Here is a 24,934-nt window from a genome sequence, read left to right on the forward strand (position 1 = left end):
AAGTATTCATTTAAAGGCGAACATTCTACCAAGGCATGTCCAACGAAACAAGTACTGAAAATTATTTTTGTGCAAAAAATTTCATATTTAATTGAGATCATTCATTTATAAGACGAAAAAGATTAAAAAGAAAGTAATCGTTTCGCTTTAATATCACCCAGTGTATTTCGTTCACCTAACCCAATAAATTGTGCTCTCTCATCATAAAGACGCACACAATCTGCTACTTCAACACCTATTTTATTTGTAATTACTCTGCCTTGACGAATTGTGACTATTTCGTCATCCAAAAGAGTTACTTGCTCTAAGTGGTTCACTGCTCTATCCATAGGCACTAAGCAATCCATTCTTTCGGAAGCAGACATCTTCTCTAACTCAGCGAGCGAATACATTGGCATATGTTCTAAACCTGAGGTATAGACCCTATGTAAACGAGTCACATGAGCCCCCACACCTAAAGCATCACCAATATCTTCAACTAAATTACGAATGTACGTTCCTTTACTGCACGTCACAGTTAAAGAAAATTGAACTCCGTCAAAAGCTATGAGTTGTAAATCACTAATCAGGATCTCACGCGCTTTTCTCTCAATCTGGATCCCTTCTCTGGCTAAGCGATAAAGAGGCGTACCATTATGTTTTAAAGCGGAAAACATCGAAGGAATCTGCTTTATATGGCCTGTATGTTGCATTAAAACATCTAATAATTGCTTTTCAGAAACGGTAAATGCATCAACACGCGCAGTGACTTCACCCATAGCATCAGCAGTATTGGTTTTAACACCCAATAAACCAGTGGTTTGGTAGCATTTATCTGCATCAAGTAAAAACTGACAGACTTTAGTCGCTTCACCAAAACAAAGCGGTAACATACCCGTAGCTAAAGGATCTAAGCTTCCCGTATGTCCTGCTTTTTGTGCTCCTAACAACCTTTTCGCTTTCTGTAACGCGGTGTTAGAGGTCATTCCTTCCGATTTATTTAGCAAAAAAATTCCATCTATTGCTAAAGATTTATTCGTTTTCATTATCTTCTGAAGTCGGAGGATTCACTTTATCAATGAGTCGGCTTAAATGTTGCCCATACTCTATTGATTCATCATAAACAAAATGTAGTTGAGGAACTGTACGTAAAGTAATACTTCGTGCCAAAGCACCGCGCAGATAACTGGCGGCAGCATTTAAAATTGTTGCGGCGACTTTTTTATCGTCATTAAGCACGGTAAAATATACTTTGGCATGACCTAAATCAGCAGCTACTTTTACTGCTGATATAGTCACAAAGCCTGTTAAGCGCGGATCTTTTACTTCCATCGGTATAATCTGAGCTAGTTTTCGCTGAATCATCTCAGCGACACGATCTGTACGTTTAAAATGATGACCCATATTTATAAATCACGCTTAATTTCTACTGTTTCATACACTTCAATGAGGTCGCCAGGTTTTACATCATTGTAATTTTTAACGCCAATACCACATTCAAATCCTTGGCGAACTTCAACCACATCGTCTTTAAATCTTCTTAATGACTCCAAAGTTCCTTCATAGATAACCACATTAGCTCGCAGTACACGAATAGGGTTATTTCGCTTAATAACACCCTCAATAACCATACAACCTGCGATAGCACCAATTTTTGGTGACTTAAACACATCACGAACTTCGGCAATACCAACAATTTCTTCTTTAAATTGTGGAGCAAGCATGCCTGTTAACGCACCTTTTATCTGATCCACAATATCGTAAATAACACTGTAATAATGTAGCGATACTGATTCATGCTCCGCCAATTTTTTAGCACCACTATCAGCTCTGACATTAAAACCGACTAAGATGGCACTAGATGCGATTGCCAAATGCACATCGGATTCAGTAATACCACCTACACCACTTGAAATCACTTCAACCTTAACTTCATCGGTAGATAATTTCACTAATGCGTCAGAAATTGCTTCAAGAGAACCTTGAACATCCGCTTTAAGTACAACATTAAGTACTTTTGATTCTCCAGCAGCCATATTTTCCATGATGCCTTCAATCGTTGATTTTTGTCGTCTGGCAAGTTTTACGTCACGGAATTTACCTTGGCGGAATAAAGCCACTTCTCTTGCTTTTTTCTCATCAGGAACAACAACTGCTTCGTCTCCGGCATGAGGAATTGCTGATAAGCCAAGAACCTCAACTGGAATTGATGGGCCAGCAGAATCCACCATATCGCCATTGTCACCAACAAGCGCACGCACCCGGCCATACTGAAAACCAGCAAGTAAAATATCACCCTTATGTAAGGTTCCACTTTGGACTAACACGGTTGCTACAGGGCCTCTACCTTTATCCAAACGTGATTCAATGACCACGCCCTTGGCAGCACCATCAGTAACCGCTGTTAATTCTAACACTTCAGATTGCAATAGGATTGCATCAAGTAACTCATCAATACCCATGCCTGCTTTGGCTGAGATATTGATAAACATAGTATCACCACCCCATGCCTCTGGAATGACTTCATGTACGGTCAATTCATTCATGACGCGATCTGGATCGGCATCAGGCTTATCCATTTTATTAATCGCAACAATGATCGGTACCTTTGCCGCTTTCGCATGTTGAATTGCTTCTATAGTTTGTGGCTTCACACCATCATCTGCGGCAACAATTAAGATAACGATATCAGTGACCTTTGCACCTCGGGCTCGCATTGCGGTAAATGCAGCATGGCCAGGGGTATCTAGGAAGGTAATATCACCTTTAGCCGTGCTCACATGGTAAGCACCAATATGCTGGGTAATACCACCGGCTTCACCAATAGCCACTTTGGTTCGACGAATATAGTCAAGCAAAGAAGTTTTACCATGATCGACGTGACCCATAATTGTAACTACCGGGGCTCTAGACTCAGTACGACTACCTTTAGTAATCGACTCTCCCAAACCTACTTCAATAGCATCTTCTTTGATTATGCGTGCTTTATGTCCCATCTCTTCAACAACAATAACGGCTGTTTCTTGATCAAGAACTTGGTTAATAGTTGCCATTGCGCCAAGTGACATCATAATTTTAATCACTTCAGCGGCTTTTACAGACATTCTTTTTGCTAACTCAGCAACGGTAATGGTTTCTGGTACTAAAACCTCTTTTATTACAGGCGAGGTTGGCAAAGCAAAGCCATGCGTTAATGATTCTTCGGCCTCTCTGAGTTTTTCCGATTTTTCGATGCCCTTACGCTTTTTGAATTTACTACGTCCACTACGTCTAGGTCCATCTTGATCTTCCTCGTCACGATCATAAGTCGTTTGGTATTTTGGCTTTTTCTTAACTTTTCTAAATTCTGATGCCTCTGCTTCGCTTGTCTGCTCGACATGTTTCTTTTTAGATTGTTTTTCCAATTTATGTTCTTCTTTTACAGCAGCCTCTTTTGTTTCTTCGGAGGTATTTTTATTTTCAATAACTTCTGGAGTAAGAGATTCTGTGGGCTCTTCAGTTTGTTCATCATGTGACACTTCTTTAGCCGCAGACTCTTCTTTGGGCTCAATATGCACCTCAGCGGTCTCAGCCACATTTTCAGCTGTCTCAGTAGCGATTTCAGATACACTTTCTGGAGCTGCTTCAACAAGATGCTGCTCAACCGCAATCTGCTGATCTTCGGACATAACTGCTGGCTCTTCAACTTCAGGTTGCTGCTCTAAAATCTGGGTACGTTTTACAAAGATTTTTTTCTTGCGAACTTCAACACTCACAGTTTTTCCACTATGCGCATCATGGCCAACAGTGACTTGTGATAAACTTTTTCGTCTTAAAGTAATTCGTTCAGGCGAAACATTCGCATCGCGCAGAGAAGTCCTCTTCAAATGATTAAGTAGGATCCGCTTTTGCTCTTCGTTCACAGTCTGTTGGTCATCAGTAAAAGATAACCCTGCTTCCTGTAACTGGTTCAATAAGCGTTCAACCGGAATACCAACGACTTGTGCTAATTGTTTAACCGTCACATCCGCCATATTTTAATCCCCTTTCAGCAGTTCTATCCATCATCTATGAGTAAAACTGCATATTGCACTACATTAATTTATAATAAATCCATAGTCTTATAAAAACCATGGTTCTCTGGCCTTCATAATTAAAGCCCCGGCCTTTTCTTCCGTTATTCCTTCAATTTCTAACAACTCATCTACAGATTGTTCAGCTAAATCTTCCATGGAGGTAATACCTTTAGCAGCTAATTTTTTAGCCAACTCATCAGTCATACCTTCCATTGAGAGTAGTGATTCGTCAGGTGAACCAGAAAGCTCTTTACCAGATGAAAGGGCCATAGTAAGTAATTTATCGTTTGCTCTATTTCTTAGCTCTTCAACAATTTCTTCATCAAATTCGTCTATAGCGAGTAATTCTTCTTTAGGTACATAAGCAACTTCTTCCAGTGAAGAAAAACCATGCGCTACAAGTAATGTAGCAATTTCTTCATCAATTTCTAGTGCAGAAGTAAATAACTTAACAATTTTACTCGATTCTTCTAAATTCTTATTTTCAAACTCATCTGTAGTCATGACATTCAAGGTCCATCCAGTTAATTGGCTTGCCAATCGAACGTTTTGACCATTGCGACCAATCGCTTGAGATAATTGGTCTTTTTCTACAGCTAAATCCATTGTATGCGTGTCTTCATCAACAACAATTGAAGAAATTTCAGCTGGAGCCATCGCATTAATTACTAATTGAGCTGCATTGTCATCCCACAAAATAATATCTACACGCTCACCACCTAGTTCGCTAGAAACAGCCTGAACTCGAGCTCCGCGCATACCCACACAAGCACCCACAGGGTCAATACGCCCGTCGTTCGTTTTTACTGCAATTTTAGCCCTGTTTCCTGGGTCTCGAGCTGCAGCTTTAACCTCAATAACGTTCTCACCAATTTCTGGTACTTCAATTCGGAACAGCTCAATAAGCATCTCATTACGAGTACGGCTCACAAATAACTGAGGACCGCGTGCTTGTGGTGTAATCTCGTATAAATAAGCCCGCACCCTATCATTCGGACGGAACATTTCATGAGGCAGCATCTCAGTGCGCGGTAAAAAGGCTTCTGCTTTACCACCTAAATCAATGATTATGTTATCGCGTGTTACTTTCTTAACCGTACCATAAATCAATTGTCCTAGCTTGCTTCTAAATTGATCAATTACGAGCTCACGCTCCGCTTCTCGGACCTTTTGCATAATAACTTGGCGCGCTGCCTGAGCTTCAATTCGGCCAAATTCAATTGAAGGAATTGATTCTTCGATACGCTCACCAATTTTTGTTGCTGGATTACGTTCTTTTGCTTGTTCTAGAGTTAATTGGCGGTCAGCGTGTTCTATCTCATCATCATTAACCACATCCCAATATCTAAAGGTTTCATACTCACCTGTACGGGAATCCAGTTTAATTCGCACACCTATATCTAAACCAAAGATCTTGCGAGTTGCAGACTCCAATGCGGCCTGAATGGCAAGTATAATAACATCTTTACTTACACCTCTTTCGTTTGATAACGCCTCTGCAACTAGTAACAATTCTTTGCTCATTGTTCGCCTCTCTATACTGTCAAACTTGCTTTCACAATATTTGAAAAAAGTAATTCTTGATCTTCGTTATTTACATTAAGTACCAAAGAACTCTCAGATACTGAGACAATAGTACCTGTAAATTTACGCTTACCAGCAACTGGTTTAAAAGTTTTTACTTGTACTTCGTTTCCTATGTAACGCTGATATTGCCAACTTTTAAATAGTGGTCTTGGAATGCCTGGTGATGAAACTTCTAAGCTGTAATTTCCATGAATTGGATCTTCAACATCAAGTAAAGCACTCACTTGATGGCTTACTGCTTCACAGTCTTCAATCCCTATTCCATCAGCTTTATCAATGTAGATTCGCAATAAAGAATGCCTACCTTGTGAAAGGTATTCACATCCCCAAAGCTCATAGCCCATATCATTGATCGTAGGAGCTAATAAATGTTCTAATTCATCTTGTATCATAGTATTAACAAACCAAAAAGGGGTACGTGCCTAATACAAATACAATATAGTAACCTGAGTTCGGGAAAGGACTTAACTCGGGAAAGTTACTTCTGATAAACAATGTTTCCGAGCACGACCTTGGCTTCACTGGGCTACTACTATTCTTTAGTGCAGTTACAAATTATACATAATAAAAAACCCCATAAATGGGGTTCTAAAAAAGTGGTAGCGGGGGCAGGATTTGAACCTACGACCTTCGGGTTATGAGCCCGACGAGCTACCAGGCTGCTCCACCCCGCGTCAACTGATGGCAAGTATACTGAGAGTCAGTACGCTTAGCAAGTACTTTCGCTAAGATTACGCATAAATATCTGTTCTACATTAAAAAAGCTGATATTTCTCTGATGCAGAAGCAGATTATTTAATTTTTAAGAACCAAAAGCATTAATACAAGCTACAATTAAGGCGCCTGGAAAAATACCCAAATAAAGAAGTGATAAGCAGTTGAAAGAAAGTACTACTGCATTTCCTTTATTTATAATTACAGGTTCAATATGCGTTGGTTTATCAAAATACATAATTTTAACAATTCTTAAATAATAGTAAGCACCTATTACTGTAAATAATAAACCAACCACCGCAACCCAAATCATTTGTGCATCGACTAAAGCTTTGAGTACCAGTAATTTTGCAAAAAAGCCAACCGTAGGTGGAACGCCTGCCAGAGAGAACATAACAATAAGCATCATAAATGCCAGCCATGGACTTCTTTTGTTAAGGCCTTTTAAATCATCAACATTATCAATTTCCATCCCTTGACTTGACATTAAAACAATCAAACCAAATGATGCTGCTGAAGTAATTGCATAAATCAAAATGTAATACAGCGCGGAAGAATAACCTGCAGTTGTGGCGGCTAAAATACCAAACAGTGCATATCCCATATGTGAAATCGCTGAATAGGCTAACAGACGTTTAATACTGGTTTGCACTACTGCAAATAAATTCCCTAATCCAGTTGAAAGTAGCGTCATTACCAATAAAATTTGTTGCCATTGCGCGCTGATATCAACCAAACCAATTGTCAACAGTCTAAATGTCATACCTACAGCAGCAATTTTTGGTGCAGTGCTAATAAATAAAGTAACCGATGTTGGCGCTCCTTGATAGACATCAGGAACCCACATATGGAAGGGAATTACTGCCAGCTTAAATGCAATTCCGGATAAGATAAAGACTAGAGCAAAAACAAGTAATGTACTTTGCTGTTGCCAATTCGCAGTAATTGCATTAGCAACCTCCAGTAAATCAAGTTTTCCTGTTGCACCATAAATTAAAGAGATACCATATAAAAGCATCGCTGAGGCAATTGAACCCATGACAAAGTATTTGATTGCGGCTTCGGAAGCATCACTATCTGTTCTACGAATAGCAGTCATTGCATATAAAGGTAAGGATAATAATTCCAAACCAAGGAAGATAGTCAGTAGTGAGTGTGCAGAAACAAGGAGCATCATTCCTAATGTCGCAAACATTCCTAATACATAGTAATCACCTGCCGGCATTTGACGCTCATCTATATAATTTTTGGAATAGATAAAGCTCAGCAATACCGTTAGATAGATAAAGAACTTCATTAGATTAGCCACGTCATCATTAATAAATAGACCATGGAGTGTAATGACTTTATACATACCAATATAAAGGAAGCTAACCACAGCAGCTAACACCAAACCGATGCAGGATATAACATAAGCAATTGATTTATACCGATCTCGTAAAAATAAATCGGCAAGCAGCGCAATGCACGCTGCAACCAACACGATCACTTCCGGAAGGGCTACATGGATATTTTCAAGTAATGCTGTCATATTGATTAACCTTGATTACAATTTTGATTGACTTGCTAATGCTAGAGTATGGCTTACTGTTTGATGTATGTACTCCAACATCGGCTTGGGATAAACCCCCATAGCGATAACCATCAAAGCAAGTAGAACGTAAGCACTTAACTCAAACCCCGAAAGATCTTTTAATGCCGCAACTTTTTCATTTGCTACAGGACCAAAAATGACTCGTTTATACATCCAAAGATTGTAGCCTGCTGCAGTAATAAGGGTAGTGGCGGCCCAAAATGCCACCCAAAAACCGGCTTTAATTGATCCTAAAATCACCATAAATTCACCAACGAAACCCGAGGTGCCTGGGAGTCCTGCATTTGCCATACAAAAGAGCATAAAGAAGGATGCAAATATTGGCATTGTATTCACTATCCCACCCATATCTGCCAATCGTCGCGTATGCATGCGGTCATAAATATAGCCTACGCCAGCAAACAGTGCGCTTGAAACAAACGCGTGCGAAATCATAACCACAATTGCGCCTTCTAATATCAAGCCTGCTGCACTTAAACCCGTTTGTTTTGCAATTGCAAAGATTGCAAAACAACCTAAGGTTACAAATCCCATATGTGAAATTGAAGAATATGCAATGAGACGCTTCATATCTTTTTGAATAATTGCAACTAAAGCAATATAAACAATTGCAATTAAAGACAGAGCTATCATCACGCCTGCATAACGGCTGCATGCATCAGGAACGATTGGTAAGGAGAAACGAATAAATCCGTAAGCCCCGAGCTTTAATAAAATTGCTGCCAGTACGACTGAACCACCTGCCGGAGCTTCGGTATGGGCATCAGGTAACCATGTATGAACCGGGAACATTGGTATTTTTATTGCAAAACCTAAGAAAAATGCAATAAAAATCAAGGTCTGCGCAGTCATACTTAATTTAACAGCATAAAACGCCTCAATATTGAATGTACCAGCCGTATAACCCAAATATAAAAAGCTAGCGAGCATTAACACAGAACCTAAAAAGGTATATAAGAAAAATTTGATTGCAGCATAAACTCGATTGTCCGAGCCCCATATACCAATAATTAGATACATAGGAATGAGCGTTGCTTCCCAAAACACATAGAATAAAATTGCATCTAACGCTGAGAACACGCCGACTAATAAACCTTGCATAATCAAAAATGCAGCTAAATATTGCGATACTCTGCTGGTAATGCTATCCCAGGTTGACAATATCACCACTAAATTTGTAAAAATACTCAGTACGATTAAGAGTAAAGACATCCCATCGATACCTAAGCTATAGCTAATACCTAAAGCGGGCATCCATGGAAATTCTTCCAAATATTGCATTCCTAATACTTGTGGGTCAAAACCTGCAACCAAAGGGATACAAAGCAGCAAACACAGTATTACAGTAAATAATGCCAAATAACGCGAAATATTCGGGCTACGATCATCTCCTGCGAGAAGAACGAAGACACCGCCTATTACTGGCAACCAAATTAGTAAATTGAGCAAATAATGCATACCTTCACCCTATATTCAGCCGAGTATTAACCAGCATAAAAATCCAAGCAATCCAAAAACCATTACTGCTGCATAATGATACAGATAACCACTTTGTATAGCGCGACCTTTAGCTGAAAACCATCTAACAAGTCGACTGCTGCCATTAACAACCATTCCATCAATGAGCTTTTGATCACCCACACTGTAAAACACAGCTCCTAAACCCTTAGAACCTTTTACGAAGACTAAGTTGTTAAATGCATCAAATCCATATTTATTAACAAGTATCTTATAGATAAGTGAAAAATAGCGTGTCAGATAAGCTGGAATCGATGGAACTGCTATATAACAAATCCAGGCAATAACTACCCCCGCTAAAGTTATCCAAAGAGTAAGTGAGTAGACTGAATGCAACATGCTTTCAAAAGGTGATGTAATTTCATGTGCCAGCTCAGCCAAAACATTATGTTGTGGGAGAACAAACAATGATGAACTTAAAATTGTTGGGTTGTCATAAAGCATAGGCATATACAGTACGTAACCCAAGATAATTGAAGGAATAGCCAAAAGAACAAGTGGCAACCATACAACCCATGGTGACTCATGAACATGGCTTAGTGTATGTTCATCCATTCGTGGTTTGCCATGGAAGGTCATAAACAAAGATCTGAAGGTATACAATGCGGTTACACCTGCACCAAGAACAACACAGAAATAGGCATAACTGCTGCCAGGTATTTGTGATAACTGAGCTGCCTCAATAATTGTATCTTTAGAATAAAAACCTGCAAATGGCGGTATCGCACAAAGAGCCAGCGAACCAATAACATAAGTCACATAAGTGATAGGCATTTTATTCCATAAACCACCCATTTTCCGCATATCTTGCTCATGATGCATACCAATAATTACGGAGCCAGCCCCAAGGAATAAAAGCGCTTTAAAACATGCGTGAGTCAGAAGATGGAACATCCCTGCACTATATGCAGAAGCGCCCATTCCAACCATCATATAACCTAATTGCGATAATGTTGAATAAGCAACTACACGTTTAATATCATTCATCACTAAGGCTAAAATACCAGTAAAGAGTGCTCCTGTTGCACCAATAACCAATACGACGCTTAGTGCCGTAGTAGAAAACTCAATTAAAGGTGAAATACGTGCGATCATAAATACGCCCGCGGTAACCATGGTTGCAGCGTGAATAAGAGCAGAAATAGGTGTCGGACCTTCCATTGATTCAGGTAACCATACATGCAGTGGCACCTGTGCTGATTTACCCATAGCACCTACATACAAGGCCAGACAAATCACCGTAACTAAAGACCAGGGATGTCCATTGAATATCTCGATGCTTTGACTTGATAGATAACTTACACTCTTGAATACGGTTTCATAATCAACACTACCCGTATATGCAAAGACCAGGGCAATACCTAATAGAAAGCCAAAATCACCAACTCGGTTTACAAGAAATGCTTTAAGGCTACCCTCAATTGCTGATTCTTTTTGGTACCAGAAACCGATAAGTAAATAAGAAACAAGACCTACACCTTCCCAACCAAAGAACAACTGTAGAAAATTGTTAGCAGTTACTAACATGAGCATCATGAAAGTGAATAGTGAAATATAGCTAAAAAAGCGCTGATAGCCATCATCATCTGCCATATAACCAATACTGTAGATGTGTACCAACAAAGAGACGAAATTAACTGTCACGAGCATAACCACACTAAGTGGGTCGATTAAAAAACCAATATTAAATTCAAAAGGAAGTATTAATCCGCCACTAGCCCAGTGATATACCACCGTGCTTTCAGTTGTAATGGCGCCAGAAAACAGTTGCCAAGCAACATACAGTGATACTACAAAAGAAATTGTAACACCGAGAATGGTTGCACTATGGGCCCCGACTCGTCCTATTTGATTACGGAAGAAGCCAGCAATTATGGAGCCTGCCAAGGGGGCTAAAACAATTATTAAACAAAGTTGTTGGATACTCACAATGTTAACCTTTTAAATGATTCATCTTATCTACGTCAATATTGCCTCTATTTCTATAAAGCAACATCACTATGGCCAATCCTATTGCTGCTTCTGCTGCAGCAACTGTTAAAATAAAAAAGACAAAAACCTGACCACTAATCTCATTATAATAATGAGAAAACGCAATAAAATTTGTATTCACTGCAAGTAACATCAATTCGATACATACCAGCAGTAAGATGATGTTTCTACGATTCATCATTATGCCAATAAGACCAAACCCGAATAAAATCGCACCTAAAATCAGGTAGTTATTAACAGGTATCATAAGGAATTCCCCAATATTATTTTTCTGCTTTCATATTAATTAACTCGACCCGCTCATTTCTACGAGTCAGAATCTGTTGTTTCACATTCTGTCTCTTTGACTTTCTCGGGCCTCTATGTACCAGGGTAATTGCAGAAATAATCGCAATAAGTAATAAAACAGCTGCAATTTCAAAAGCCAGTAAATAATCTGTATACAAAACCATACCTAGGGCTTCAGTATTTGATAATGGCTGTGCTTCGTTATTTTGTGCTACATCAAGAAATTGTGAACTGATTGCAGTAGTGCTTTGTGTTTCAACATTGGATTTAAATGTACCTGCAGGGATAGATACCATTAAAAGCCCTGTTAATAAAGCAACAAGAATTAAGCCAAACGGTAAATACCGTCTGTAATGGCTTTTAATCACTTCAATATCAATATTGAGCATCATGACCACGAATAAGAACAACGTCATCACCGCGCCAACGTATACCAGTACTAAGATCAGGGCAAGAAACTCTGCTTCGGCAAGTATCCATAATATTGCACTTGCAAAAAAGGTAAGTACAAGAAATAAAACACTACGCACTGGGTTGTCTTGTATGATTACCATAAAGGCAGCACCAACTGCTATAGCCGCAAAAAAATAGAAAATTATTTGGTTTAATAATTCATGCATACTTTACCCCGTTATCGGTATTTTTCATCAGCAGCGCGATCTGCTGCAAGTCTTGGCTCCAGCAAATCACCAAGTGCAAGGAGCTTTTCCTTAGTCATAATATTTTGACCACGTTCGCTAACATGATAGTGAAGTACTGGTGTAACGACTATGGAATCTACAGGGCAAGATTCCTCACATAGACCGCAATTGATGCATTTAAACACATCAATATCATATCTTGTGGTTCGTCTAGATCCGTCTTCTCGTGGTTCGGACTCTATAGTTATTGCCAATGCAGGACAAACCGCTTCGCATAATTTGCAAGCGATACAACGCTCTTCGCCGTTAGGATAACGGCGAAGAGCAAGTGCCCCTCTAAATCGAGGAGATAATGGGGTTTGCTCTTCTGGAAACTGAACGGTTATCTTTTTCTTAAAGAAATATTTTCCAGTTAACTTTAGACCCTGCAATAACTCTATAAATAGAAAACTGCGTATGTAGTATTTAATATTTTGATATGCTTTTTTCATCGGCTTCTCTATTAACCATTAAAACCAAGGTTTAACATGTGTAACAACCATTAATGCGGTTACAATAATCCAAACAATGGTGACCGGAATAAGTACTTTCCAACCTAAACGCATAAGCTGGTCATAACGATAACGAGGAAAAGTAGCTCTTATCCATAAATATACATACAGGAAAAAGCTCACTTTTACGAGTAACCAAACAAAACCGGGTACAACAAAAAATATGTTTTCTAGGAAAGGAATCCCTTCAAATGGTGACATCCAGCCACCTAAAAACAGAATGCTGATTAGTACAGAGATAAGAATCATGCTTGCATATTCTGATAAGAAAAATAGCGCAAACCCTATCCCAGAGTATTCAACATGGAATCCTGCAACAATTTCAGACTCCCCTTCTGCCAAATCAAAAGGTGCCCTATTTGTTTCGGCAATTCCAGCAATCCAAAATACAAAAAACAGCGGAAGAAGAGGAATAAACCACCAATGTAAAATTCCGCCTCTTTGTGAATTAACTATATCAGTTAAATTCATGCTTCCAGCAGCTAATAACACGCCCACTAAAGCAAAACCCATAGCAATTTCATAAGATACCGTTTGTGCAGTACTTCTTAATGCACCAAACATTGCATATTTAGAGTTAGATGCCCAACCAGCAATTAATACCCCGTAAACTCCAAGTGAACTCATTGCAAAAATATAGAGCACGCCTGCATTAATATTGGCTAATACTATTCCTTCCTGAAATGGAATAACTGCCCAACCTGCTAGAGCCGGTACCAAGGCAAATAGAGGTGCGGCAATAAATAAGTATTTATTTGAACGCGTAGGAATAATAATTTCTTTAGTAATTAACTTAATTAAATCCGCGATTGGCTGCAGTAAACCTTTTATCCCAACACGGTTAGGCCCTATACGCGCTTGTATATACCCAATAACCTTACGCTCTGCATATATTAAATATGCGACACATAGTAGTAAAGGTACTACGATGATTAATATTTTAATGATGATCCAAATTAATATGCTAATGTCTTGCAGCATTTTCTTACCTGCCTAGCGCTTAATAGTTATTGCAGCAAATGAATGACCCAAATCTACTGTTTCAGGCATCGCGTTTGCTACCCATACAACATCTGCCGCAATGCGTTCATCACGTTTAAGCGGCAATGTTATCTCAATATCTCCCTGAGATACAGTAGCAACATCCTCTAAGTTCAATCTATCTGCTGTTAGAGGATTGATACGTATGCATGCCGATTCAGCAGCAGCGCATAATTGCAGCTCTTTGCTATTTCTAACAATTGCATCACTACGATAGAGTGGCCACTCCCCAACGCGAACTAATGATTGATTCATCACTGGCAGGCTCTCAGGATAATATGGCTTATATTCCTGCTCCATTGTGATTGCAACACTATTTTTAATTTCTGCCAAAATATCTTCTGTTGACAGATATTCAAAGCCATCACAATGCAATAAATTGCCTAATACTCTCAATATCTTCCATGCAGGGCGTGACTCGCCGTAAGGCGCCAATGCTCCCTTTACAGTTTGCCAAGTATTATCCACATTAATGTAGGTCCCTGAAGTTTCAGCATAAGGAGCCATTGGTAAAATGACATCTGCATAATCATGCATTGACTCATGATTGTACGCAGACATTAATACTACAAATTCCGCAGCAAGCATGGACTGTCGTGCACCATAAGGATTTGCAAAATCAAAACCTGGCTCTACGCCCATTAAAAAATAGGCTTTGAGTTTGGCATTCAACGCGGCTTGTACATCCATTCCTGGAGTAGAGTCAGTTTTTCCAGCCGTTGTCCGATGCGGAACCATACCCGCCATCCAAGCACCTGCTGTGTTTGCACCATGCGTCAGTCTGAGTACTTTGGCGCCGCTTAATTTTTCGATATGGAATACTAATGTACGAAGTAAAGCTGCTTCAGGATGATTTTCACACAAAGCACCAGTAATCAAGCATGCTTTTTCCTCTTTCAATGCTTTAGCAATTTTTTGGGTTGCCTGGTCTGGCTCAAGTCCTATTAATAACTTCTGAACTGTTGCTGGCAACATTTTTATATCATCAGTAAGTGCTAAGGCAAGTTTCGCGAGCTGCATTGGCATTTCTAAAGGTGAAACGATAGCACGTTCACTGAGATCAAAGCGATATTCAAAATCCACTGGGTTTATCGCATAGATGTTGGCACCATTGCGATAAGCCTTACGAACTCTGACGCCAGCAAGCGGAACTTCACGATCAATATTACATCCGATCAACACAATTGTGTTTTGTAGTTCAATTTCCGCATAAGGTAATGAGTTTGTAGGCGTAGTTGCCTGGGTTTCCTGATCTTTAAAATCTACTTGTTGCAATCGGTGATCTAAGTTGTGGACACCAACCGCACGCATTAATTTTTGCAGCAAGTACATTTCTTCCAACGTAGAGGAACTGGATGCAAAGGCCGCCACTTGTTCTACACTATTTTGTTTTATAACTCGTGCTAAGCCTTCTGCTGTAAATTTTAAGGCGGTTTCCCAATCTACAACTTCCCATTGGCCATTACGTTTAATTTGTGGCTGGCTTGCCCTTGATGGATTTTTTAATCCAAGATAGCTAAATCGATCTCTATCTGATAACCAAGTTTCATTAATCACTTCATTTTCTTTAGGAACTACGCGCATTAACTGATTGCGCCGTGTATGCAGATAAATATTTGAGCCAAGACAATCATGTGGTGCTACACCATCATGCTGGGTAAGTTCCCACGCTCTGGCTGTAAAGCGATAAGGTTTTGAAGTTAACGCACCTACTGGGCACAAATCAATAATATTGCCAGAAACTTCTGACTTCATACTGTGCTGAACATAAGTTCCAATTTGCATGTGCTCACCACGGCCGGTTGCACCCAACTCTCGTAAGCCTGCGATTTCCTCACCGAAACGAACACAACGGGTACAATGGATACAACGAGTCATTTCTGTTGAAATCAACTCACCCAGCTTATCATCTTCTACAGAACGCTTTGTTTCTGTATATTCTGATGCATCTGCTCCATAGCCCATAGAGATATCTTGCAGCTCACATTCACCACCTTGGTCACAAATAGGACAATCCAAGGGGTGGTTAATAAGTAAGAACTCCATTACGACTTTTTGCGAATGTAATGCTTCCTCTGATTTGGTAAACACTTTCATTCCATTAGTAATAGGAGTAGCGCATGCAGGAACTGGCTTACGGCCATTTTCTACTTCAACTAAACACATGCGGCAATTTGCAGCCACTGATAATTTTTTATGATAACAAAAACGTGGAATATGAATGCCTGCTTCATCAGCAACTTCAATAATCATTTTACCGTTTTCAGCTTCAAATGTTTTACCGTCGATTTCAATAGTAGTAGTCATGGTCAAACCTTTTAATTATGCTGCGACGATCGAGCGTTTATGCTTAACGAAATATTCAAATTCATCGCGGAAATGCTTAACAAAACTTTGCACAGGCCAAGCTGCTGCCTCACCCAATGCACAAATAGTGCGACCTTCGATATTGTTCGCAACATTGACTAATTTCTCTACATCCCCAGGTTCGCCATGGCCTTCTTTAATACGATGTAATAAACGGACTAACCAGCCTGTACCTTCGCGACAAGGTGTGCATTGACCGCAAGACTCATCCATATAGAACTCAGAAATACGGTATAGCGCATCAACCATACAGGTTGTTTCGTCCATAATAATTACAGCACCTGAACCCAAACCTGAGCCTGCCTTTTGTATGCTGTCATAATCCATATCAAGTCCCATCATTACCTCACCAGGTAACACAGGCATGGAAGTACCCCCGGGAATCACTGCTTTAATCTTTCTGCCTTGAATCACACCACCTGCTAACTCAAGCAATGTTTTAAACGGTGTTCCTAGCGGAATTTCAAAATTTCCAGGCTTATTCACGTGGCCACTTACACTGAAACATTTGGCGCCACCATTATTCGGTTTACCTAGTTTTAAAAACCACTCGCCACCTTTTTCCAAAATGACTGGAACAGAGGCAAAAGTCTCTGTGTTATTTATAGTCGTGGGTTTGCCATATAAACCGTAGTTTGCAGGGAATGGAGGTTTAAATCTCGGCTGGCCTTTTTTTCCTTCCAAAGAGTTAAGAAGTGCTGTTTCTTCACCACAAATGTATGCGCCCGCGCCTAAATGATTATATAAATCAAAATCAATGCCAGTACCTAAAATATTCTTCCCAAGTAAACCTGCCGCATAAGCTTCTTTCAACGCAGCTTCTGTACGTTCGAAGGGCAGCCAAAATTCGCCGCGGATGTAGTTATATCCCACAGTAGCACCCATGGTGTATCCAGCGATAGCCATTCCTTCAATGAGTTGATGTGGGTTTAATGTAAGTATTTCTCGGTCTTTACATGTACCGGGCTCACCTTCATCAGAATTACAAACTACGTATTTCTGTACAGGAGAATTACGGTTCATAAAACTCCATTTTAATCCGGTTGGGAACCCAGCACCACCTCGACCACGCAGGGAGGATGTTTTTAACTCATCAATAATTGTTTGTGGAGAAGTTTGTTCTTTTAATATTTTTCTCCAGGCACTGTATCCGCCAACACTTTCATAAGCAGATAATGTCCAAGGCTCTGGTAGATGAAATGTTCGATAACAAACTTGATTTAATTCAACCACGGCAACCACCTCTATCTTTTTATTGGTATTGTTCCAACACTTTATCTATAGATTCAGGAGTCAGATTCTCATGATAATCCTTGTCCACCTGCATCATCGGCGCGTTAACACAAGCACCTAAACACTCAACAGGTCTTAAGGTAAAACGCCCATCATCTGTGGTTTCACCTAATTTAATGCCTAATTTCTTTTCTAAATGTTCAACAACTACTGCTGAGTCACGTAACATACAAGAAATATTTGTACATACATTAATTGAATGTCTACCGATTTGTTTGTGCTCATACATGGTGTAGAAACTAGCAACCTCATATACAGCAATAGACGGCATATCAAGATAATCAGCGATGGCATCCATTAATTCTGTGGTTAAATGGCCATGCTCTTCCTGGACAATTCTCAATGCGCTCATTACCGCAGATTGCTTTTGATCCGCAGGATACTTAGCGATCCAATGATCTATGTCTTTTATTCTGTGATCTGACACCAATTGATGTAATATTTTTGCTGAATTAGCAGACATTTCTAAACCTTTATTTAAATTGTAATTTTCTGGAATGTCACTTCATAAGCGTAAGAAATGACGTACCACAAATTAACGATCAATTTCACCAAATACTATATCCTGGCTCGCTAAAATAGCGACACCATCAGCGATCATATGTCCTCTTGTCATCGCATCGTAACTCGACAGATGCGCAAATCCAGGCGCACGAATTTTTACCCGATAGGGCTTATTGGCACCATCAGAAACCATATAAATACCAAACTCACCTTTAGGGGCTTCAACAGCACTATATACTTCTCCAGCAGGTAAGCAAAAACCTTCAGTGAACAGCTTAAAGTGATGGATTAAGGCTTCCATATCTTCTTTCATTTCAACACGGCGCGGCGGTGTAACCTTATGATCATCAATACGCACCGGACCAGGATTTGCTCTGAGCCATTCAATACATTGTCTAATAATACGATTTGATTGTCTTAACTCTTCTACACGAACCAAATAACGGTCGAAGCAATCACCCGTTTTACCCACTGGAATATCAAAATCCACCCGATCATATGCAGCATAACTCTGCTTCTTGCGCAGATCCCACGCAATTCCAGAACCACGAAGCATTGGTCCGGTAAAACCCCATTGCAAAGCCTCTTCAGGTGAAACAACACCGATATCTACTGTACGTTGCTTCCAGATTCTATTGTCAGTTAATAGTGTTTCATACTCATCAACACAACGTGGGAAGCGTTCAGTAAATGCCCACAGAAAATCAAGTAAACTCCCACTTCTATCTTCATTCAGTTTTTCAATTTCACGCTCACTATGCCATCTAGATGCTTTATATTGAGGCATAGTATCAGGTAGATCGCGAGCGACACCACCAGGTCTATAATATTTAGCATGCATCCGTGCGCCCGAGACTGCTTCATAGCAATCAAAAAGGTCTTCACGCTCTCTGAAGCAATACAGAAACACAGTCATTGCCCCAATATCTAATGCTATAGCACCTAACCATAACAGATGATTCAAAACACGAGTTATTTCATCAAACATGGTACGAATGTATTGAGCACGAAGCGGTGCTTCTATACCTAAAAACTTTTCTATAGCGCGTACATAGGCATGTTCATTACACATCATAGATACATAATCCAGTCTATCCATGTAACCAATAGATTGGAGATAAGGTTTGGTTTCTACCAATTTTTCTGTTGCTCTATGCAGTAATCCTATATGTGGATCTGCGCGCACGATTGTTTCGCCTTCAAGCTCAAGAACTAAGCGCAATACGCCATGTGCTGCTGGATGTTGTGGACCAAAGTTTAAGGTGTAATTCTTTAATTCAATCATTTTTTGCCCCTTTTTCACCAATATAGCGGTTATCTTCACGAATAACCTTGGGCACTAAAACTCTGGGTTCGATATCTACCGGAGCATAGATAACTTTTTCAAATTTTGCGTCATAGCGCATTTCAACATGACCACTTAATGGAAAATCTTTACGGAATGGATGCCCGATAAACCCATAATCAGTCAAAATACGTCTTAAATCAGGGTGTCCTTCAAATAAAACACCATATAAATCATAGGCTTCACGCTCAAACCAATCAGCACCTTTCCACAAATGATGTACCGATGGAACGATTAAATGAGACTCATCTACAAATACTTTGACACGTAAACGGTGATTCTTTTTAGTTGAAAGTAGGTGGTACACTACAGCAAAACGTGGTTTATCCAGGGCATAAGCTTTGACTTCCTGACGTTCTACACCTCGAGAGAAGCCGCTTTCAGTTGCTGTGTCTGTTTCCCAGTCATACTCACCATAAAGCAAATAATCTACGGCACAAAGATCAATAAGCTGATCAAAACAAAATGCTTCCAGATCACGCAGCTCTAGCATTGCTGCTTTTAAATTTGATACGCCACACTCAACAGTTACTTCATCATAAGCGACCGTAACATTGTTAACATGACTCGATAATTCGTTTTTGAGTTGTTCAACCAAATAATCATTTTTTGTCATCTATTTGCACCTTTGATGATCTTAAGCTTCTAAGACTTTTTTATGCCTGATTTTGTTCTGCAATTGAATAATGCCATACAGCAAAGCTTCAGCAGTTGGAGGACAACCTGGCACATATACATCTACGGGGACAATACGATCGCACCCACGAACTACGGAATAAGAGTAATGATAATATCCACCACCGTTCGCACAAGAGCCCATAGAAATAACCCATCGAGGGTCGGGCATTTGGTCATACACTTTGCGTAAGGCAGGAGCCATTTTATTACATAGTGTACCAGCAACTATCATGACATCTGATTGGCGAGGGCTGGGACGAAAAATAATTCCAAACCGGTCCAAGTCATAACGTGCTGCGCCGACGTGCATCATTTCCACTGCACAACATGCCAAACCAAAAGTCATAGGCCACATAGAACCACTACGTGCCCATCCGAGAAGTTTCTCGACTGAAGTCGTTACAAAGCCACTTTTTTGCAATTCTGCAACCGCCATAGCTAGCCTCTAAGCAGTTAAATATTAATAAAAAATATCACCTCTGACTGCTTTCTTCTGCAATTGCAGTTGCGATCAGAAGTGAATTTGTACCTGTTTACAATTCGTCAATTAAATCACAAAGCTTAGCTTTTTTGTGCCCCGATGCTCACATGCCGTGCTTCAGCGCGCAAAATCAAAGTTTTGCAGTTCAGATAATTGTGAACAAGCTCTATTTCGCACTCTTAAAAAATTATTCCCACTCGAGTGCGCCACGTTTCCATTCATAAATAAAGCCAATAACTAATAGCCCTAAAAATAACATCATCCCAGCAAAACCAAACCAACCAATTTTGCGTAAAACCAACGCCCATGGAAAGAAAAATGCCGTTTCCAAATCAAAAATAATAAATAATATGGCTACAAGATAAAAGCGAACATCGAATGGAATATGAGAGCTTTCAAATGCCCCAAATCCACATTCATAGGGAGAATTCTTGGCACTATCAGGTTTATGTGTTGACAATAAGGAGCCGGCTCCTATCATTGCTATACCTAATGCCAATCCGACAATTATGAAGATGAGAACAGGTAAATATTGAGATAGCATTTTTTCACCTTGCACGGATTAAAATGGTGCCGAAGGCCGGACTCGAACCGGCACGGCTTTCGCCACCGCCCCCTCAAGACGGCGTGTCTACCAATTCCACCACTTCGGCATACTCTTTTTGAGCCTGTTTACATTTCTACTCTCTTGAGCTTTTCATCTCAATCTTCGGCACTTTAGTGTTCGAAAATCAGACTATTTAGGCTCAAGCTAACGATATGTAAGCAAACTCCTTTTATAATTATTTTTTTCAACCCTTATAATGCGTTATTTAACGCAGCACAAGGAATTTTATTTACTTTTCTTACTGTTATCTACCGGTACTGGAATTGAATTCGCAGGTACACTGGTTTGCTGAGGAATTACTTGTTGTTCTGTTTTTTGATATTGCACAGACACCAAATAAGACAACAATAAACTGGTGACAAAAAATGTCAGTGCTAAACCACCAGTTAATTTAAATAAAAACCCACCTGTTCCTTGGCTTCCAAATAAAGTATTTGAAGCACCAGATCCAAAAGCAGCACCAATATCAGCACCTTTGCCATGTTGGATAAGAACTAAGCCGATTAAGACCACAGCAACAATTACATGAATCATTAATATCAATTGATACATTTCACAATTTCCACAAACTGTTTCGCGTTCAACGATGCACCTCCTACCAAACCACCATCAATATCTGGCATGGCAAATAATGCCTTGGCATTGTTTTCGTTTACACTTCCACCATAGAGAAGTGGTAAACGATCAGCATCGCTATGATTAATTTCTGCAACCAGTTTTCTAATAAACTGATGTACTTCCTGCGCTTGTTCTGGTGACGCAGTTTTTCCTGTACCTATTGCCCAAACGGGCTCGTAAGCTACGACACAATCACGAAAACAATTTTTATTGTGTTCACTTACGGCAAACAATTGCTCGGCAATAACTTGTTCTGTTTGCCCTTTTTCACGTTCTACTAACGTTTCACCGACGCAAAGAACCGGTATCATACCATGTTCTTTTACGTGGTGGAATTTTTGTGCTACAAAATTTTCATCTTCGTGAAAACAATGTCTTCTCTCAGAATGTCCAACCAAGACATAACGACAGTTGTAGTCCTTTAACATCGGTGCGGACATCTCACCAGTATAAGCACCAAAATCTTTTGGATAGACGTTCTGAGCGCCAATTTCAATATCACATTCAGCAAGTATATCCCGGACTTGTGGGATATAAATGGCCGGTGGCATTACAATAACTTGGACATCATTAATAGAGTGAAGTAATTCTCTAAGTTCATTACTTAATTGAATTACCTGCTGCAGCTGACCGTTCATTTTCCAGTTGCCAGCAACTATTTTGTGTCTCATTTATCCCCCTCGCATCCAACTGCGGACTATACCCAAACTCATTGCCGATGTGTAGCCCTATTGCGATTTTTTTATTACACGGCTCAGTAGATATAAAAAACTATGAGCCCAATTTATCTACTGTATATTTAAATTTCTCTCAATTTGACTAATATCATCGCAAAGCTTTTGCGCATGCTGCCTTACTAAAGACTCGTTCATACCTTCTACCATGACACGTAATAATGGCTCAGTGCCGGAAGGTCTGAGTAAAACCCTTCCTTCTCCATTTAAGCTTGACTCTAACGCCTTAACTACTTCGATGACTTGTGTATGTTCTGCAAGTAAGGTCGCGTAATTGGTTTTTAAATTCACCAAGCTTTGTGGTAATAAATTAATACCTTCTCTAAGTTGTTGTATGGATTTGCCCTGTTTGACCATAATTGACAGCACTTGTAAGGCAGCAACGATCCCATCACCTGTTGTGGTTTTATCCAGGCAAACAATGTGTCCGGAGGTTTCACCACCTATTTTCCAATCCTTTTCGCGGAGGGCCTCTAAAACATAACGGTCACCAACTCGGGTTCTTATGAAAGGAATACCTAAACTTTTAATCGCAATTTCCAAGCCGTAATTACTCATTTGTGTACCAACTACACCACCATTGAGCACCCCTCGTTGATGCCGGTCTTTAGCAATCATATAGAGGATTTGATCTCCATCAATTAAATGGCCATCAGAGTCAACTAACACTACGCGATCCCCATCGCCGTCTAAGCCAATGCCAATATCTGCACCTGTACTCATGACTTTTTGTCTTAATAGCTCGGGAGATGTTGAACCACAATCTTCGTTGATATTAAAACCATCGGGGCGGTTACCAATAGAAATAACTTGCGCACCTAGCTCAGAAAAAACATTAGGCGCAATGTGGTACGTCGCGCCATTTGCGCAGTCAACCACAATTTTCAAACCAGATAATCGGGTTAATGACGGAATAGTGGACTTACAAAATTCTATATAACGTCCGCTGGCATCATTAATTCGAGTCGCCTTCCCTAAATTTTGCGAAGGCACAGTTTGCATTTTCTTTTCCAGCTCAGCTTCAATCGCTAATTCAACGCTATCAGGTAATTTCCCTCCTTCTGATGAAAAAAACTTAATCCCGTTGTCTTCAAAAAGATTATGCGATGCACTGATCACAATTCCGGCATTGGCTCTAAGTGTTTGGGTCAGATAGGCTATAGCAGGTGTTGGCATAGGTCCTAATAAAGCAACATCAACACCAGCAGCGGAGAGTCCTGCTTCCAGAGCAGATTCCAGCATGTAGCCTGATACCCTTGTATCCTTGCCAATAACTACTTTCTTGCGATGACCATTAGCCAATACACGGCCAACTGCCCAACCCAACTTCAACACAAACTCAGGGTTAATATTTGATAAACCCACATGTCCCCGTATGCCATCAGTGCCAAAATATTTACGTTGCCCCATCCTTAACTACCTTCTTATTAAGGAACGTGTACGTTCCTAGGAATTTTTATCCTGCGAGAGCTGATAAAACGCCCGCCTTACTAATCATGGTGATCATATGCAACGCTTGGTTTGTTTCATCTACATCATGCGTTCTAATGATCGCCGCACCTTTCAATGCAGCATAGACTGCGACCGCGATACTTCCTATCAACCGCTCCCCCACCTCTTTAGCAAGTACCACTCCAATCGTACTTTTACGTGATACCCCTAAAAGCAAAGGCATCGCAAATCTTGCAAAGCTATCAAGATTTTTAATTAAGAGCAAATTATCTTGTACTTGTTTTCCAAATCCAAAACCTGGATCTAAGATTATATTTCTTCTTTTAATACCTACACGCTCACACTCCGTAATACGCTCTGTAAAAAAACGTGTTACTTCCGCAAGGACACCATTCGGATAATACGGTTCGTTTTGCATATAATGTGGCTCTCCTTGCATGTGCATCAAGCACACAGGAACTGCAAGTTTTGCCGCCATTTCAAGCGCCCCTTTGCTGCGTAAAGCATAAATATCATTAATTACATTAGCACCCGCAGCGACTGCAGCCTCCATTACTTCAGGTTTATTTGTATCAATTGAGATACAAATGTCTGAATTAGCACGAATTTGTTCGATAACAGGAATCACCCGGTCTAATTCGACCTCTAATGAAACCGGCTCAGCTCCAGGTCGGGTAGATTGGCCGCCGACATCAATTAAATCAGCTCCTTGGCCAATTAAGTGAAATGCGTGCTCACAAGCCCTACCCATGGATAAAAATTTACCCCCATCAGAAAATGAGTCTGGAGTAACATTTAATATACCCATTATTAAAGGTTTTTCTGGGGAGTTATCCAAGGAAGGTTGGCATTGACGTTCAAGCCAACCTAAAAATTGCTTTGAATTCACCTGCTT

Annotated in this window: 23 protein-coding genes and 2 tRNA genes; all 25 read right to left on the reverse strand. The window is 40.0% G+C overall.

Annotated elements, in window-relative coordinates:
* Positions 1 to 122: 122 nt before the first annotated feature.
* A complete protein-coding gene (gene truB / locus BGO44_RS13945; protein ID WP_273200231.1) occupies positions 123 to 1,025 on the reverse strand; it encodes a tRNA pseudouridine(55) synthase TruB in 903 nt (300 codons plus the stop codon).
* The gene (rbfA, locus tag BGO44_RS13950) at positions 1,012 to 1,383 is read right to left on the reverse strand and encodes a 30S ribosome-binding factor RbfA (protein WP_058511638.1); all 372 of its coding nucleotides are present in this window, start codon (positions 1,381 to 1,383) and stop codon (positions 1,012 to 1,014) included. The genes truB and rbfA overlap by 14 nt, the downstream gene beginning before the upstream one ends.
* 2 nt (positions 1,384 to 1,385) lie before the next feature.
* The gene (infB, locus tag BGO44_RS13955) at positions 1,386 to 3,992 is read right to left on the reverse strand and encodes a translation initiation factor IF-2 (protein WP_273200233.1); all 2,607 of its coding nucleotides are present in this window, start codon (positions 3,990 to 3,992) and stop codon (positions 1,386 to 1,388) included.
* A gap of 87 nt (positions 3,993 to 4,079) precedes the next feature.
* Positions 4,080 to 5,558, reverse strand: coding sequence for a transcription termination factor NusA (gene nusA / locus BGO44_RS13960; protein WP_058511636.1), 1,479 nt, complete (start codon positions 5,556 to 5,558; stop codon positions 4,080 to 4,082).
* A gap of 11 nt (positions 5,559 to 5,569) precedes the next feature.
* Positions 5,570 to 6,013, reverse strand: a complete 444-nt coding sequence (gene rimP / locus BGO44_RS13965) for a ribosome maturation factor RimP (RefSeq protein WP_058511635.1) — start codon at positions 6,011 to 6,013, stop codon at positions 5,570 to 5,572.
* A gap of 205 nt (positions 6,014 to 6,218) precedes the next feature.
* Positions 6,219 to 6,295: transfer RNA gene (locus BGO44_RS13970), tRNA-Met, on the reverse strand.
* Between the two features lie 128 nt (positions 6,296 to 6,423).
* Positions 6,424 to 7,866: an NADH-quinone oxidoreductase subunit NuoN gene (gene nuoN, locus BGO44_RS13975; protein WP_058511634.1), complete on the reverse strand. Its 1,443-nt coding sequence runs from the start codon at positions 7,864 to 7,866 to the stop codon at positions 6,424 to 6,426.
* A 15-nt stretch (positions 7,867 to 7,881) separates the two neighbouring features.
* Complete coding sequence (locus tag BGO44_RS13980) at positions 7,882 to 9,387, reverse strand: complex I subunit 4 family protein (protein WP_058511633.1); 1,506 nt, start codon at positions 9,385 to 9,387, stop codon at positions 7,882 to 7,884.
* Between the two features lie 15 nt (positions 9,388 to 9,402).
* Positions 9,403 to 11,376, reverse strand: coding sequence for an NADH-quinone oxidoreductase subunit L (gene nuoL, locus BGO44_RS13985; protein ID WP_058511632.1), 1,974 nt, complete (start codon positions 11,374 to 11,376; stop codon positions 9,403 to 9,405).
* Between the two features lie 4 nt (positions 11,377 to 11,380).
* Positions 11,381 to 11,686, reverse strand: a complete 306-nt coding sequence (gene nuoK / locus BGO44_RS13990; RefSeq protein ID WP_058511631.1) for an NADH-quinone oxidoreductase subunit NuoK — start codon at positions 11,684 to 11,686, stop codon at positions 11,381 to 11,383.
* A 16-nt stretch (positions 11,687 to 11,702) separates the two neighbouring features.
* Positions 11,703 to 12,347, reverse strand: coding sequence for an NADH-quinone oxidoreductase subunit J (locus tag BGO44_RS13995; protein WP_058511630.1), 645 nt, complete (start codon positions 12,345 to 12,347; stop codon positions 11,703 to 11,705).
* Between the two features lie 11 nt (positions 12,348 to 12,358).
* On the reverse strand, positions 12,359 to 12,859 hold the full coding sequence (gene nuoI / locus BGO44_RS14000; RefSeq protein WP_058511629.1) for an NADH-quinone oxidoreductase subunit NuoI: 501 nt from the start codon (positions 12,857 to 12,859) through the stop codon (positions 12,359 to 12,361).
* A gap of 18 nt (positions 12,860 to 12,877) precedes the next feature.
* Positions 12,878 to 13,900, reverse strand: coding sequence for an NADH-quinone oxidoreductase subunit NuoH (nuoH, locus tag BGO44_RS14005; protein WP_058511628.1), 1,023 nt, complete (start codon positions 13,898 to 13,900; stop codon positions 12,878 to 12,880).
* Between the two features lie 12 nt (positions 13,901 to 13,912).
* Complete coding sequence (gene nuoG, locus BGO44_RS14010; RefSeq protein ID WP_058511627.1) at positions 13,913 to 16,267, reverse strand: NADH-quinone oxidoreductase subunit NuoG; 2,355 nt, start codon at positions 16,265 to 16,267, stop codon at positions 13,913 to 13,915.
* Positions 16,268 to 16,282: 15 nt separating this feature from the next.
* Positions 16,283 to 17,560 (reverse strand): NADH-quinone oxidoreductase subunit NuoF, encoded by a 1,278-nt coding sequence (gene nuoF / locus BGO44_RS14015; protein ID WP_058511751.1) that lies wholly within the window; start codon positions 17,558 to 17,560, stop codon positions 16,283 to 16,285.
* Positions 17,561 to 17,579: 19 nt separating this feature from the next.
* Positions 17,580 to 18,083, reverse strand: coding sequence for an NADH-quinone oxidoreductase subunit NuoE (nuoE, locus tag BGO44_RS14020; RefSeq protein ID WP_058511626.1), 504 nt, complete (start codon positions 18,081 to 18,083; stop codon positions 17,580 to 17,582).
* Positions 18,084 to 18,155: 72 nt separating this feature from the next.
* Positions 18,156 to 19,409, reverse strand: a complete 1,254-nt coding sequence (locus BGO44_RS14025) for an NADH-quinone oxidoreductase subunit D (protein WP_058511625.1) — start codon at positions 19,407 to 19,409, stop codon at positions 18,156 to 18,158.
* Positions 19,402 to 20,085 (reverse strand): NADH-quinone oxidoreductase subunit C, encoded by a 684-nt coding sequence (locus BGO44_RS14030; RefSeq protein ID WP_058511624.1) that lies wholly within the window; start codon positions 20,083 to 20,085, stop codon positions 19,402 to 19,404. Before BGO44_RS14030 ends, BGO44_RS14025 begins: the two co-directional genes overlap by 8 nt.
* Positions 20,086 to 20,106: 21 nt before the next feature.
* Positions 20,107 to 20,583 carry a NuoB/complex I 20 kDa subunit family protein gene (locus BGO44_RS14035; RefSeq protein ID WP_028381738.1) on the reverse strand — a complete coding sequence of 159 codons (477 nt, stop codon included), beginning with the start codon at positions 20,581 to 20,583 and terminating at the stop codon, positions 20,107 to 20,109.
* A gap of 232 nt (positions 20,584 to 20,815) precedes the next feature.
* Positions 20,816 to 21,172, reverse strand: a complete 357-nt coding sequence (locus tag BGO44_RS14040) for an NADH-quinone oxidoreductase subunit A (protein ID WP_058511623.1) — start codon at positions 21,170 to 21,172, stop codon at positions 20,816 to 20,818.
* A 24-nt stretch (positions 21,173 to 21,196) separates the two neighbouring features.
* Positions 21,197 to 21,281 (reverse strand) — tRNA-Leu (locus BGO44_RS14045).
* A gap of 179 nt (positions 21,282 to 21,460) precedes the next feature.
* Entirely contained in the window at positions 21,461 to 21,787 is a 327-nt protein-coding gene (gene secG, locus BGO44_RS14050) for a preprotein translocase subunit SecG (protein ID WP_058511622.1), read from the reverse strand.
* Entirely contained in the window at positions 21,775 to 22,524 is a 750-nt protein-coding gene (gene tpiA / locus BGO44_RS14055) for a triose-phosphate isomerase (RefSeq protein WP_273200242.1), read from the reverse strand. Before tpiA ends, secG begins: the two co-directional genes overlap by 13 nt.
* Positions 22,525 to 22,641: 117 nt before the next feature.
* Positions 22,642 to 23,997, reverse strand: a complete 1,356-nt coding sequence (glmM, locus tag BGO44_RS14060) for a phosphoglucosamine mutase (RefSeq protein WP_058511620.1) — start codon at positions 23,995 to 23,997, stop codon at positions 22,642 to 22,644.
* Between the two features lie 46 nt (positions 23,998 to 24,043).
* Positions 24,044 to 24,928 carry a dihydropteroate synthase gene (gene folP / locus BGO44_RS14065; protein WP_058511619.1) on the reverse strand — a complete coding sequence of 295 codons (885 nt, stop codon included), beginning with the start codon at positions 24,926 to 24,928 and terminating at the stop codon, positions 24,044 to 24,046.
* Positions 24,929 to 24,934 lie beyond the last annotated feature (6 nt).

The organism is Legionella sp. 39-23 (genome assembly GCF_001897665.1).
GTDB lineage: Bacteria > Pseudomonadota > Gammaproteobacteria > Legionellales > Legionellaceae > Legionella > Legionella steelei.